The sequence below is a fragment of the Arthrobacter sp. zg-Y1143 genome (assembly GCF_030125565.1).
Taxonomy (GTDB): domain Bacteria; phylum Actinomycetota; class Actinomycetes; order Actinomycetales; family Micrococcaceae; genus Arthrobacter_B.
This window is the reverse complement of sequence record NZ_JASKLW010000004.1, coordinates 384,628-398,732: the sequence shown is the minus strand read 5'-3', so window position 1 is coordinate 398,732 and position 14,105 is coordinate 384,628. Positions and strand designations below refer to the sequence as shown.

Genomic DNA, 14,105 nt, shown 5'->3' with positions numbered 1-14,105 from the left:
TAACCGCGCCAGCCGTCGTCGGGCCCATGCAGGCTCGTACCGCCCTGCACACGGCTAGGCAAACGACCGGCCGCAACCCCCGCGCATAACCCCGGCCCGCCCGAACGCTGCCCCAAAAGACAGAAGAGCCCGCCGGGATCCGGCAGGCTCTTCCTTCTCTGGCTTGTCTCTGCCCTGTAGAACGGCTTACCCGTCGGACAGCGGACAGACCGTCCCCATGCGTCAGTTGCCGCGCATACGGTCAACGACGTCGCGTACCGGCCCGTCCATGACCACTTCACCGTGTTCCAGGAGCACTCCCCGCTCACAGATACGCGAAACCAGGTCAAGATCGTGGCTGACAACTACCAGCGTCTTCCCCTCCCCCGCGAGCTCCTTGATCTTGTCGATGCACTTGCGCTGGAAGGGCTCATCGCCGACGGCGAGGATCTCGTCCACGAGGAAGACCTCAGGATCGGTATGCACCGCCACCGAGAACGCCAGGCGGAGGTACATGCCGGAGGAGTAGAACTTCACCTCGGTATCGATGAACTGGCCGATTTCGGAGAATTCAACGATTGAGTCGAACTTCTCGTTGATCTCATCCTCGGTCATACCGAGAATCGCCCCGTTCAGGTACACGTTGTCCCGGCCGCTGAGGTCGTGGTGGAACCCGGCGCCCACTTCAATAAGGCCGGCGACGCGGCCGCGGGTTCCCACGGTCCCGCTGTCGGGGCGCATCACGCCGGAAATATGTTTCAGCAGCGTGGACTTCCCGGAGCCGTTCAGGCCCAGCAGGGCTACGGTCTCACCCTGTTCAACGTTGAGCGAGACCCCCTTGAGGGCATGGAACTTCTCGGAAAGGTCGCCCTTGCGCCCCTTGACGAGCCATACAAAGGCTTCCTTCATGGAGCGGGTATGCCGCAGGACGAACTGTTTGTTGATGTTATGGATTTCAATGGCACTAGCCACGGTTCACAGCTCCTGCGCGAAACGGCCCTCAAGGCGACGGAAAACGAGCTGGCCAAGCAGCAGTACTGCTGCTGAAACGACCAGCGCGACAGGGATCCACAGGGACAGCAGATGCGGCGGGATGGCCCCGGGACTATCCGTCGTGGGAAGCCAGAAGGCGTAATGGAACGTTTCCACGCCGACGGTGATGGGATTCAGCTGGTAGATGTGGAAGACGGTCTCTCCCAGCTTGGACTGCACCATGTTCCAGGAATAAAGAACCGGGGAAGCCCAGGTGGCAACCATCAACAGCATGTCCACAAGGTTCTCCGCATCGCGGAAGTAGACGTTGATGGCGCCGAACAGCAGGCCCAGCCCGGTGGCGAGCATGGCCACGATGATGAAGCCGGCCGCTGCCGCGGCAAGCTGCAGCAGGGACGGCCGCCAGCCGTTGAAGAGGCACGCGCCGATCAGGATTACGATCTGCGGTACGAAGTGCACACCGGAAACCCACACCGAGGCAACCGGGAAAAGTTGCCGCGGCAGGTAGATCTTCTTGATCAGCCCCCCGTTCCCCACAATGGACCGCGAGGCATTACCTAAGGCTTCCGTGAAGAAGTTGATCAGCACAATCCCGGAGAACAGATAGATCGCATAGTTCGGCAGCCCGTCCCGGTTCGCCGGGCTCTGCTCCAGCCCCAGGAACACACCCAGGGCGATGTAGAAGACCAGGAACTGGATGCCCGGCTTGACGTAGGACCAGAGCAAGCCAAGAACGGAGCCGCGGTAGCGGACCTTGAGCTCCTTCGAGACCAGAAGCTTCAGGAGGAACCGGTGCCGCAGTACGTCCTTCAGGCTGCCGGGCTGGCCCGGAACAATGAGTTCTTCCTGCATGCGCATTCCCGCCGTGGCTGTCTTACTTTCCAGGATTCTCATCAAATGTCCGCTGCCAGGATTCCATGGACGTGATGTCGGGCAGCGCCTCGCGGTAACGGGCGCTGAGCTGCTCCCACTCTGCGAACAACTGCGCCTTGAGGCCCGCTGCTTCGGCCAGCATGCTCCGGACCTTCTTCGGGTCCCGCTGGTACCACGAAGCACCGGTACCGTCGGCGTTGGACACCACGGCACTGTCCAGCTTGGACAGGACCCACCACTTGCTGTCCTGGTTTGCTACCACTAGCTGCGGGTTTTCCCGCGACTCCGGGGCAACCGGAAGGAGGGTCTGCTTCAAAATGGTCTTGGCCGCCCAGGGAACCAGGGAGACCAGGGACGGTGACTTAGTGCTGATGGGCTTCTTCGGGGGCTTGCGCATGTGCGGATCCGGGAAAGCACCGGGATCCTGCTTGACCACGGAGTCGGTGAATTCCGAGCGCAGTGCCCGGAGCTTCGGCATCATGGCCGGAAGCGATTCGTGCAGCTTCTCGGGTCCCTGAAGGACATCGCGCAGGGCCATCAGGCGGGCCTTTTGCGGGTAGTACTGCATCGAGAACAAGTGTTTGACATCCGTGTTCATGCTCTCGCGCAGGATACGTCCACCCTTGGCATACGGGGAGTGCAGCAACGTGGCGATAAGCCGGTTGCGCTCGTGGAAGTAGGCCTGCCAGTCCACGGAGTCGTCCTTATCGGCCCAGGAAACGTGCCAGACTGCCGCTCCGGGGAGCGAAACTGTGGCGTATCCCATGGATCGGGCACGCAGGGAATACTCGGCGTCGTCCCACTTGATGAAAACGGGCAAGGACAGGCCGATCTCGCGGATGATCCGAGTCGGGATCAGGCACATCCACCAGCCGTTGTAATCGGCATCCCAGCGGCGGTGCAGGATGGACGAGGAACGCAGGCCTTCCAGCGCAAAGTCGTGGTTGGCCAGGCCCTCCACCGGTCCCCAGCGGAACTTGTACTGGTTGACTACCTCGGCATAGGCGTTGAGCACGGACTTGTTGTACATGTCGAACATGTGCCCGCCCACAATCGTGGGTTTGCGGCACATATCCGCGAACGCCACGGCCCGGAGGATGCCTTCCGTTTCGACGATGATGTCGTCGTCGAGCAGCATCACATAGTCGGAACGTCCCTCCTTGACCGCTTCGCTCATGTTGCGGGCGAAGCCGCCGGATCCGCCCAGGTTGCCCTGGATGATGATCCGCAGCTGGCTGCCCATAGCCTTGGCCACGTCGTCGAAACCGGCCTCGTCGGCAACCTTCTGGTTGCCCTGGTCCACAATGATCAGTTCGTCAAGGATCTCGAGGACGCCGGCGTCGGACTGGATGGCCTTGATGGTGTTCAGGCAGTAATCGGGACGGTTGAAGGTTGTGACGCCCAGCGTGACGCTTCCGGCCGGCTTGTCGGATGCGGCGCTCCAGTCGGCCGATTCCAGCCGCATGCCGTCCGAGTCCGCAATGAGGTCGAACCAGTACCAGCCGCCGTCGCCGAACGGAGCCAGCGTGAGGTTGAAGACGGAGCTTTCGGTGCCGGTGACCTGGCGTGACTCCACGCGCTGGGCAGCACCACGGGCATTGGACTTGTAAACCACGACCGTGCCTTCGCCAACGGTGCCCACCCGGAGGATGACGCTCTCCACGGTGGTCCAGCGGCGCCAGTAGCTGGCAGGGAATGCGTTGAAGTACGAGCCAAAGGAAAGACGCTCGCCCGAGCGGACACGGACCGAAGACCGGCTGAGGATGTCCTCGGGGTGCAGCTTGCGGACGGCAGCAGCGATCGGTGCCCGCTGGCGCCTGCTCTCCGGGTCCAGTCCGCCCTTGCCGGTATCGCTGTCGATATAGAGGGGAAGGGTGTCGAGGTCCTTGTCTTTGGGCAGGACAACGCGCTGCAGCACGCGCAGCGCCGCCGGGCTGGCGTCCTCCGCACGTGCCGTCGTTATACCGGGCAGGTAGCCTGCCTCGTCCACTATGTCGTTGCTCACGCGTCGACTCCTCCGCTTTCCAGCTTTGCGCCCCCGGTGAAGTGGGGCTTGATCTTGTTGTCGAACATCGACAACGCCGATCCGATGGCCATATGCATGTCCAGGTATTTGTAGGTGCCCAGGCGACCGCCGAACAGCACCGAGTTTTCGCCCTTGGCCAGGTCCCGGTAGGCCAGCAGCTTCGAGCGGTCTTCGGCGGTGTTCACGGGGTAGTACGGTTCGTCGCCCTTTTCCGCAAACCGGGAGAACTCACGCATGATCACCGTGGCGTCCTTGGTGTAATCCCGTTCGGGGTGGAAGTGCCGGAACTCGTGGATCCGGGTGTAGGGGACGTCCTCGTCCGGGTAGTTCATGACCGACGTGCCCTGGAAGTCCTCGATCGGCAGGACTTCTTCTTCAAGGTCAATGGTGCGCCAGGACAGGTCTCCTTCGGCGTAGTCAAAGTACCGGTCAACAGCGCCCGTATAGATGACCGGGACCTGGCCCACTGTGTTGTTGCGGGAGAACTCGTGTCCGTCGTCGAAGAAGTCCGTCTTCAGGTGCACCTGGATGTTGGGGTGGTCGGCCATCCGCTCGATCCATGCGGTGTAGCCGTCAACCGGCAGGCCTTCATACTTGTCGTTGAAGTACCGGTTGTCGTAGTTGTAGCGCACGGGCAGCCGGCTGATGATCTCGGCCGGCAGGTCCTTGGGATCGGTCTGCCACTGCTTGCCGGTGTAGTACTTGATGAATGCCTCGTACAGCGGGCGGCCGATAAGGGAGATGCCCTTGTCGTTGAGGTTCGCCGGGTCCGTGCCGGCCAGCTCGCCGGCCTGTTCCTGGATCAGTGCCTTCGCTTCGGCCGGCCCCATGGAAGCGCGGAAGAACTGGTTGATGGTGCCCAGGTTGATGGGCATGGAGTACACCTCGCCCTTGTGGCTGGTGTAGACCTTGTGCACGTAGTTGGTGAAGCCGGTGAAGCGGTTGACGTATTCCCAGACCCGCTCGTTGGAGGTATGGAACAGGTGCGCACCGTAACGGTGCACTTCAATGCCCGTCTGCGCTTCGTTCTCGCTATAGGCGTTGCCGCCAATGTGGTGGCGCCGGTCCAAAACAGCGACCTTCAGTCCCAGTTCCTTGGCGGCACGCTCGGCTACGGTCAGGCCGAAAAAGCCCGACCCTACGACGACGAGGTCAACGTTCACATTTACTCCTGTATATTTCCGGTACGCCCCAACCGGGCAGGCACCCGACGGTCAAGGTTATCCGAGATTTCGGCTTCAGGCATTTTCGACAGGCTCAGTCACCACCCGGCGGCGTCCAGGAACCTCGGCGCAAACTGCTGCGCCATCGTTTGGACATAGGTCTTGGACAGGTGGTTGTTGTCCAGATAGACGCGCACGTTTCCAATGACCGCAGGGCACACGCCCCGTGGGCAAGTCAGGTCGTCCAGGTCGATCAGGCCCATCCCGGGTACAGCATCGCCGGCGGTCCGCAGAACGTGCTCTTCCACATTCCGGACGCTCTCATACGGTGGATTGCATCGCTCGTCGTCGACACCGTACATCTCCGGACATTGGGCCATGTCCAAGCTGTGCCGTGGCTTGTCACGGATCCCTATCATCTTGATCCCGCGCTCGGAGATGGTGCGGGCAACCTCGGGGAAACCGCCCGGGAGGATTTCATACGGCGGCACATCGATACCGTAGGTGGCGGTCGTAACTACCGCATCCGGATGCAGCTCGGATATGTACTTCACTGCCTCTTCATTGCGGGTGTTGCACTCCGGACCGTACGTATCGCGGTACGACTCAAACTGGCAACCGCCCTGAAGCAGGGCGATCAGCGCCCAGTTCCGTTCCTCCGATATCGGCGCCAGGGCAGCAAGCCACTGCTGTACATGGCTGTTGCCCACGGCCACTACGACTTTCTCCGGATTTTCCGGGACAACGACTTCCGAGCAGTTGCTGCCCGCAAGTTCACCTGCTGCGGGAGCATAACGCCCTGAGCATTCGTTCTTGACCGGGGTGAAGTCCGACCCGGCCCGTTCCGGTGTCGGCAGGATAGCCGCGTCAGCGTCGCCTTCATAGGTGAAATACGGGTCCAGCGCGATTGCGCCCGGGTTGTTCCGGTCGGCCTGGGCCAGCAGCTTTTCGGACTGCAGCCGCAGCGAGGTCTGCCACGACGCCACGGGCACGGCCACGAGTGCAGCGCAGACCGCCATAACGACGACGCCGTGAAGCGGGCGCCGCTGGGCCCAGTCCATCCTGCGAAGCGGACGCTCCACGAACCGGGTCGTCAGATATGCCAGGAGCAACGAGACCGCGATGATCGCCGTCCCGGAGAACGGTCCGGCACTCGTCCGCCCCCGATACACCAGGCAGATCACCAGGATCGGCCAATGCCACAGGTACAGGGCATAGGACATGTCACCCATCCGGACCAGCGGCGCCCATGAAAGGAGCCGGTTTGCGCCGAAGCGGGTGGTTCCCTGACCAGCAACGATCACCAGGGCCGCGGCCACCAAGGGCCATAGCGCGACGAATCCGGGGAACTGCCCCTGTACGTCCAGAATGAACCCGCCGGTCAGGATTGCGGCCAGTCCCAACCACCCGGCGGCGACGCTGAGGGTCTTGCCCGGCTTCAGGTACGGCAGCGCCAACGCGAGCAGGGTACCGAAGGCGAACTCCCACAGGCGTGTCCGGGTATCGAAGTAGGCGTGCGTCTGATTGGTGTAGGTTTCGCTGACCGAAAAGGCCAGGGACAGGACGAAAACCAGTCCGAAAACGGCCAATACCGCCGTCCGGAACCGCAGTTTGGTTACCCGTGCGATCACCGCACACAGCGCGAAAAGCAGCGGCCAGAGAATAAAGACCTGTCCCTGGACCGAGAGGGACCAGAAGTGCTGGAACGGACTGGCGAGGCTGCGGTCGGCCGCGTAGTAGTCCACCGCTCCGGCGGCCAGTGTCCAGTTCTGGACGTATAGAAGGGAGGACCATGCCTGTTCGAGCAGATCTGCCCACCTGCTGCGGGGCACGAACAACGCCGTCGCAAGCAGCGTACCCAAAATCACAAGGGCGGCCGCAGGCAGCAGCCGCTTGAAAACGTGGACCCAATACGAGCGCAGCTGCATGCCGCGGCCGTCTTCGGCTTTCCGGATGAATGACAGCGAGAGCAGGAACGCGGAAATCAGCAAAAAAACGTCCACACCGCCGGACACCCGGTCAAACCACACGTGGTAGCACACGACCATGAGTACCGCCAACGCGCGCAGGCCTTGGATATCGGGCCGGTAGGCGCGTTTTTCCGGTCCGCTGGCCGCATCAGCGGGAGCGGAACCGAGAGCAGTATGTAAGCGAGTCAATCTTGCCTTTCAGGATGGCCTTCCTCAGCAGTTTACTGCGGGCCGGAACCCGTCCTCCCCAGGCCGCATACCTGCTGCGCCTTTCCCCGCCCCTTTTTGCCCGTAGTGCCGCGCGGAACAAACGCCTGCAATCCTGCTGGCAGATTGCAGGAAAGGAGGAGCCTTGCTGCTTCATGTCACACTAGCCGCCGTTCCGGGGGCGGAGATAAACCTCCAACCGGACCGCTGCATTTCCAGGGAAATAGTAATAGAGGTCACGGATGGACTAGGCGGCTGCGCTGTTGCCGCTGTGCTGGTGAAACGGTATGGGCCCGGAACCTTCAGGATTGCCGGTGTCCTCCTCCAGGATCTGGTGCCGGGCCGCTCCCCTTTCGCTAACGGCGCCGTCGTCATCTGGTCCCCGCCTCTGCCCAGCGGGGCAGTGTCTCCGGGCAAAGCGCACCCGCCGCAAGTGATGGACGCTCCCCTCTTGCTGGTTGTCTGCAGCGGTCCGGATTCAGGTTCCGTTACGGCGCTGCACCGGGGTTCCTATGAGGTCGGCCGGCGGTCCCGATCCGGAACGGGCACCGCCGTTAACACGGCGCCTCGGATCGCCATCGCGGATCCGGCGCTTTCGCGCAAGCACGCCCTTCTCGTTGTCGGAACGGACTCGGTGGAGGTCCGCGACCAAGGCTCAGCCAACGGCACTTGGGTAGACGGCAGGCCGGTGAATGCGGCCGTGGTGGACACCGGTTCCACCCTGCGGTTCGGTTACAGTTCATGCCGGCTGGCGGTGCCCTCTGCCGCTCCGGACCCGGAGTCAGCACGCACTGATCCTTTCGAGCCGCAAACCGTGCACCTGTCCGAGCAGGGGCAGAAAGGCGGCCTACTGCTCGTCGGAGCACTGCTGCCGCTCATTCTGGGAGTGGTCCTGGCCCTGGCCACCGGGATGTGGATGTTCCTGGCGTTCAGCGGACTCTCGGCCGTAACCGCACTGCTTGGTGCAGCTGGCGCGCGCCGGCGGCGCAGGGAACAGACCAGGGCCATAGACGAGGCTGCCGGAGAGGACGCCCGGGGACGCCGCTTGGCGGCCCCGGACCCGGGAACCACCGCACTGGCCGCCGTACTTGGGACTGTTGAGGGTTCCTTCGGCAGACCTTCAGCTCCGGTTACGTCTGCTGCGCCGCCCGGCCTGGCGCTCCACCAGGCGGACGATGCCGGGCCCTGCTACCCGGTCCGCATTGGAACGGCTCCTCAGCCCGCCAACCTGGTGCCGGTCCCGCCCAGCTCCCGCTTTGTTGCTCCGGTACTCCCCGACGCGCCCGTAATCCTCCGGCTCGGCAGGGACCGGGATATCTGCCTGCGGGGACCGGATGCCGGGGCACTATGCCGGACGATACTGCTGCAGGCCGCTTCTGCCGAGGCGTCCGGATCCACCCTGCACATCGTGTGTGCAGGCAGCAGTGCGGATTTGGAACCGGCCGCGCGCTTCCTCCCCGGCGTCACGTTCGCGGCACTGCCGGAAGCCTCGGCTGCCCGGGCTGCCTCTGCCGGCGCCAGGATAGCCGCCTTGCATAAGGATGCCGGGTTTGGGGCCGGAACGGTGCTTGCCCTCTGCCTGACTGGCGGCTGGTCGCAGCACGCCGGGGATCTGTTGGCCGCCCTGCCGGATACCCTCCGCGAACATACAAGTGTCGTCCGGCTCGGCGGAGGTCCGGCAGCGGTCACCGTCTCCATGTCTTCCCTCCGCGGCATCTTTGCCGACGGCACCAACACCCTGGAATTCATACCGGACCTGGTCCGCCCGGAAACCTTCGAACGGCTCAGCCGGGCGCTGGCCGCGTCCCGGGCTGCCGGTTGCGGCGCCGGTCCGGCTCCTTCCGCCGCTATCGCCCGGGTGCCGGAGCTGGCGGCTTTTGGTATGCACCACCCCTCCGAACCCGACGACATCCTGCGCAGTTGGAAGCTCGGGACAGCCGGCTCCGCGGCAGTTGTCGGTATGGCTGCGGACGGCCCCGTCACTTTGGATCTGCAGAAGGACGGCCCCCATTTCCTGGTGGGGGGCACCACAGGCTCGGGCAAATCAGAGTTCCTGCGCAGCTTCATTGCGGCGCTGGCGGCCGGACACCCGCCAGACGCCGTCACCTTCCTGCTGATCGATTTCAAGGGCGGCTCGGGCCTGGAACCGCTGGGCGGCCTGCCGCACACTGTGGGCCTGCTGACGGATTTGTCCGCCGGGGATGTGGCCAGGGCGCTTATGTCTTTGCGGGCGGAAGTACGGCGCCGCGAAGCCCTTTTTGCCGGAGCCGGAGCCGACAGCATGGCCGCCTACAATCTCCGTCCGGGGGCTGCCGGGCCTCTTCCCCGCCTGCTGGTGGTGGTTGACGAGTTCCGGATGCTGGCTGACGAGGTACCGGCAGCCCTGCCGGAGTTGATGCGCATTGCAGCCATCGGGCGGTCCCTCGGCCTGCACCTGCTGCTGGCAACCCAGCGGCCGCAGGGAGCACTGACCAGCGACATCCGGGCAAACATTGCCACCACCATTGCCTTGCGGGTCTCGTCCGCCGCAGAATCCCGGGACATTCTCGGTTCCGACTGTGCTGCCGCCATCCCGGCTGCCCTGCCCGGCCGGGCGTTTGTCGCCAAGGGCGGCGGACAACCGCTGGCCTTCCAGTCCCTTTCCACCGCCCAGCGCCCCGGCACCGGCAGCGTTGCCGTGACGGATCTGGCGGCGTATCTCCTCGCCCAGCAGGAGGGGGCACGGGAGCAGGCCGCTCCGTCGCCGAATGCACTGCGAAGATACTGCGCCGCGGTTTGCCAAGCCGCGGAGCGGGGAGCATACCCGTCGCCGTTCCGCCCGGTGCTGCAGCCGCTCCCCCGTGCCCTCTCCCGGGAACGGCTCAATGCGCACACAGCCGCGGCATCGGCTGTGACCGGTTTAGTTGGCATCGGCGCGGCTGAACCGGCGGTGCCCGGCAATTCCCCCGCCGGGACAGTCCTGCTCGGGCTGCTGGACGACCCTGAAAACCAGAATCAACGGGAACTGTCCTGGCATCCGGGCACCGACTCCCATCTGGCGGTACTCGGTTCGCCGCGGGCCGGAACATCCGACTGCCTGCAACTGGTCACCTCCGGACTGGTGGCGGCCCAACCAGGCCGGCACCTGTATATCCTCGACGCTGACGGCAGCCTCGCCTGGTTGGCAGGTGCCGGGCAGACAGGCGCTTATGTGGGCCCGCAGGACACGAAACGCGCAGCACGCGTGCTCGCCTTTTTGGCCGGTGAAGCAGTGGCGCGGATGGCTTCGGCCGGAGGCGCCACCGCCGGCGGAAGCCACACTTCCCGGGCAGCCGAGATTACCCTCGTAGTTTCCGGATGGGCACGCTGGTGCACAGCCTTCCGTTCGGGGCGGGGCCTGGCGGGCGAAGATGACCTGGCGGACCTCGTCCGGGACGGAGAACGGGCGGGTATATGCGTAGTCATCGCCGGTGAGCGGGAACTGCTCAATTCCCGGTTTTTCCCGCTCATCCCCAACCGGTTGTTTTTTCCCGCAGATGCAAGCGCAGAGACGCTGCTGCTGTGGCCGCGGCTTCCGGCCATGGACCGCATCACCGGCCGCGCCCTGGTCCAGGGACGGATCGGAACGGCGGAAGGCCTTGCCGCGCAGCTCCTCGGACAGGAGCCGCACTCCGGGCTGCCCGGGTTGCCTGACGGGGTCCCTCCCCCGCACCGGATAGAGCCCCTGCCCGCGATCGTTGCGCCGGATCGCCTGACAGCGGAGCCCGGCACCGATTCCGTGGCAGTGGGTCTATGCGGAGATGAGCTGGGCACGGCCGCGGCGCAGGTCCCCCGGGGGTCGGTTTTCCTAGTGGCCGGCCCGCCCGGGTCCGGGCGCACATCTTTCCTGCGCCAGATGCAGCGGGCGGCACATCCGTCACTGGATGTTTTTTCCGGAAACAGTGCCGCGGACTTCCAGGAAAATCTCGACGCGTTCCTGGCGGCGCCCGGAACCGGCCTGGTCCACCGCCTGCTGCTGCTGGTCGATGACGCTGATCTGCTGCCGGCTCCGGTCCACCGCAGGCTTGCCGAGCTGCAGTCACAGGGCGCGCGGGTCGTGCTGGCAGCCGCATCCGGACCGCAGCTGACGGCCCGGGTTCCACTGGCCCTGCAGGTCCGTTCGGCACCGCGGGGAGCACTCCTGTGTCCCGCGTCGCCCGTGGACGGGGATATCTTCGGCATCCGGATTGATACCGCGCTTAGGCGCCCTCCGGGCAGATGCTTCCTAGTGGAAGGAACACAGTCCGTGGAAGCCCAGACGGCCTATCGGGACGAATGAGGACCTTGACAGGGTTCAGAAGGTTTTGGCGCCGTCGGTCAGCCGGCTTGTGTGGGCAAGCACGGGCTTGGTGAAAAGCAGCACCAGCACGGCCGCGGCCGGCAGGAGCATCGCCAGGCCGGCGAGGACCAGTCCCGCCTGAAGCGTGGGAACGGCGATGATGACCACAAAGAGCTGCCAGACCACCGCTGCCGAACGGGTCCACCTGTATCCGCGAAAAAAGAAATGGCCCACGGCGAGCAGCCACACCGCAAGTGCTACAGCGAAGACCAGGGTGAAGACAGCCCCACCCATGGACAGCGGCGTTGAAGTCGCGAGCTCATAGCCGTACCAACCGGCGAAGGCGAGGAGGCAAAGCGCTTCCAGTACGAGAACGGCAGAGATCACCAGGACGGCCGGGGTGCGTTTTGGTGCGTTTGGGGGTGTTGACACATAGGCAGAATACCGGAGACAGGCGCCGCCGGCGCTCCCCCCGCCGGTTAGTGGCGGACCGTGCAGCCCGCAGGACGCCGCAGCACCGTGGCCGCCGGAGGGACCGCGCTGTCCCGGCAGTGCCCCGGTACAAAACACTCGTACTGTGATGCATCCCTCAGCACTGTGGCCATAATTTACGCTGCTTACCCCTTGTTTGCTTTGGCCTGACGTGCCACGCTAGATACAGGGAAAATCAGGGGCCGAGACCGGCCCCTTTAGTTTGTAGTTGCTCGTGAATGTTTTCACAAACACGTAGGAGTCAACTCTTCAGAGGAGATAGTGATCAACATGGATTGGCGGAGCCGCGCAGCTTGCCTGGATAAAGATCCGGAGCTTTTCTTTCCCGTGGGCAACACAGGCCCGGCTCTTCTTCAAATCGAAGAAGCCAAGAGTGTATGCCGGCGGTGCCCGGTCATCGATACCTGCCTGCAGTGGGCCATCGAAACAGGCCAGGACGCAGGTGTCTGGGGCGGCATGAGCGAAGACGAGCGCCGCGCACTGAAGCGCCGCGCCGCCCGTGCACGCCGGGCCTCATAACAGGACTTTCCGGAACGCCGGGTACGTCAAAGGGCCGTTGCTTCGCAGCAACGGCCCTTTTGCGTATCCGGTGTTTTTGCCGCCGGGCCCGGCTGGAACTGCTCAGGTGCGCCGGTACTCGGTATCCAGCCCCATTTCGATGGTGACCTGGGTGCCGCTGTTTTCGCCGGCGGACCACTCGATGGTCCCGTCGAGTTCGCTCTGGACCAGGGTCCGGACAATCTGCAGCCCCAGACCCTCCCTCCGCGGTCCCGGCGGCAGGCCCACGCCGTCGTCGGACACAGTGACGGTGAGCCTTTCCTCGCGCCCCGCCGGGCCGTGGCGACGGGCAGACAGGCCCACGGTTCCGCGGCGGCCTGCCAGTCCGTGCTCGACGGCGTTGGTCACCAGTTCGTTAATCACCAGGGCCAGCGGCGTAGCGAGATCGCTGGGCAGTTCACCGAATGATCCTTCCCGGCGGGTGCGCACTTCCTGCGTAGGGGAAGCCACCTCGGCGGACATCCGGAACTGGCGGTCGATCAGCTCGTCAAAGTCCACGTTTTGCGTCAGTCCCTGGGACAGGGTCTCGTGCACCAGGGCGATGGTGGAGACGCGGCGCATGGCCTGGGCCAGCCCCTGCTTGCCTTCCTCACTCTCCATCCGGCGGGACTGCATCCGCAGCAAGGCGGCCACGGTCTGCAGGTTGTTCTTCACCCGGTGGTGAATTTCGCGGATGGTGGCGTCCTTGGAAACCAGTTCCATCTCCCGCCGGCGCAGCTCCGAAACATCCCGGCACAGCACCAGGGCACCGAAGCGTTCCTTTTCGTCCCGCAGCGGAATGGCCCGCAGGGACAGGCTGACGCCCCGGGACTCGATCTCGGTGCGCCACGGCATCCGGCCCGTGACTACCAGCGGCAGCGTTTCGTCCACCATGCGCCGGTCCTTGAGCAGGGCCGTAGTGATTTCGGCCAGGGAACGGCCTTCCAGCGTTTCCATGTCCCCCAACCGGCGGAACGCGGACACACCGTTGGGGCTGGCATACTGCACAATCCCCTCGGCATCCAGCCGGATCAGGCCGTCACCTACCCGCGGAGCTCCCCGGCGCGATCCGGTGGGCGTGGCGAAGTCCGGCCACAGCCCCAGGGTTCCCATCCGCAGCAGGTCATAGGCACACTGCCGGTACGTCAGCTCCAGCCGGGAGGGCATCCGCGAGCTGGACAGATCCATGTGTGAGGTCACCACTGCCAGGGTCCGTCCGTTCCGTACAAACGGGATGGCTTCCACACGCATGGCTGTCTCGGCGGTCCAGCTCGTTTCACTGGACCGCTCGATGTGCTGGCTGCGCCATGCTGTGTCCACCAGCGGCTGCAGGTCGGCCCGGATGCGCTCCCCCACGAAGTCGCTGTGGAACACGGTGTGCGACGTCGAGGGGCGGGCATGGGCCAGGGCCACGTACCCGCCCTCGGGCACCGGGAACCACAGCGCCAGGTCGGCGAAGGCGAGGTCTGCCACCATCTGCCAGTCCCCCACCAGCAGGTGGAGCCATTCGGCGTCCCCCGGACCGAAGTCGGCGTGGTCCTTGATCGGGTCGGTAAAGATTGCCACGT

Annotated in this window: 9 protein-coding genes; 2 read left to right on the top strand and 7 right to left on the bottom strand. The window is 64.5% G+C overall.

Annotation, left to right across the window (positions count from 1 at the left end):
* Positions 1-222: 222 nt before the first annotated feature.
* The 5 genes from QNN98_RS05940 to QNN98_RS05920 all read right to left on the bottom strand — a co-directional run bounded on the left by QNN98_RS05940 (position 223) and on the right by QNN98_RS05920 (position 7,193).
* Positions 223-951 (bottom strand): ABC transporter ATP-binding protein, encoded by a 729-nt coding sequence (locus QNN98_RS05940; protein ID WP_283996508.1) that lies wholly within the window; start codon positions 949-951, stop codon positions 223-225.
* Positions 952-954: 3 nt separating this feature from the next.
* Positions 955-1,824, bottom strand: coding sequence for an ABC transporter permease (locus QNN98_RS05935; RefSeq protein WP_227924966.1), 870 nt, complete (start codon positions 1,822-1,824; stop codon positions 955-957).
* A gap of 22 nt (positions 1,825-1,846) precedes the next feature.
* A complete protein-coding gene (locus QNN98_RS05930; protein WP_502864598.1) occupies positions 1,847-3,850 on the bottom strand; it encodes a glycosyltransferase in 2,004 nt (667 codons plus the stop codon).
* Entirely contained in the window at positions 3,847-5,034 is a 1,188-nt protein-coding gene (gene glf / locus QNN98_RS05925) for a UDP-galactopyranose mutase (RefSeq protein ID WP_283996507.1), read from the bottom strand. The genes QNN98_RS05930 and glf overlap by 4 nt, the downstream gene beginning before the upstream one ends.
* A 98-nt stretch (positions 5,035-5,132) precedes the next feature.
* A complete protein-coding gene (locus tag QNN98_RS05920; protein ID WP_283996506.1) occupies positions 5,133-7,193 on the bottom strand; it encodes an acyltransferase family protein in 2,061 nt (686 codons plus the stop codon).
* A gap of 454 nt (positions 7,194-7,647) precedes the next feature.
* Here QNN98_RS05920 and QNN98_RS05915 point away from each other — a divergent pair, with 454 nt between their 5' ends.
* Entirely contained in the window at positions 7,648-11,508 is a 3,861-nt protein-coding gene (locus QNN98_RS05915; protein ID WP_283996577.1) for an FtsK/SpoIIIE domain-containing protein, read from the top strand.
* A gap of 15 nt (positions 11,509-11,523) precedes the next feature.
* On the opposite strand, the gene QNN98_RS05910 is transcribed toward QNN98_RS05915, so the two are convergent.
* Positions 11,524-11,940, bottom strand: coding sequence for a hypothetical protein (locus QNN98_RS05910; RefSeq protein ID WP_283996505.1), 417 nt, complete (start codon positions 11,938-11,940; stop codon positions 11,524-11,526).
* 330 nt (positions 11,941-12,270) lie between these two features.
* On the opposite strand from QNN98_RS05910, the gene QNN98_RS05905 reads away from it, so the two are divergent.
* Positions 12,271-12,519 (top strand): WhiB family transcriptional regulator, encoded by a 249-nt coding sequence (locus QNN98_RS05905; protein WP_055239553.1) that lies wholly within the window; start codon positions 12,271-12,273, stop codon positions 12,517-12,519.
* Positions 12,520-12,621: 102 nt separating this feature from the next.
* Here QNN98_RS05905 and QNN98_RS05900 read toward each other — a convergent pair whose 3' ends face one another.
* The gene (locus tag QNN98_RS05900; RefSeq protein WP_227913712.1) at positions 12,622-14,103 is read right to left on the bottom strand and encodes a sensor histidine kinase; all 1,482 of its coding nucleotides are present in this window, start codon (positions 14,101-14,103) and stop codon (positions 12,622-12,624) included.
* Between the last annotated feature and the right edge of the window lie 2 nt (positions 14,104-14,105).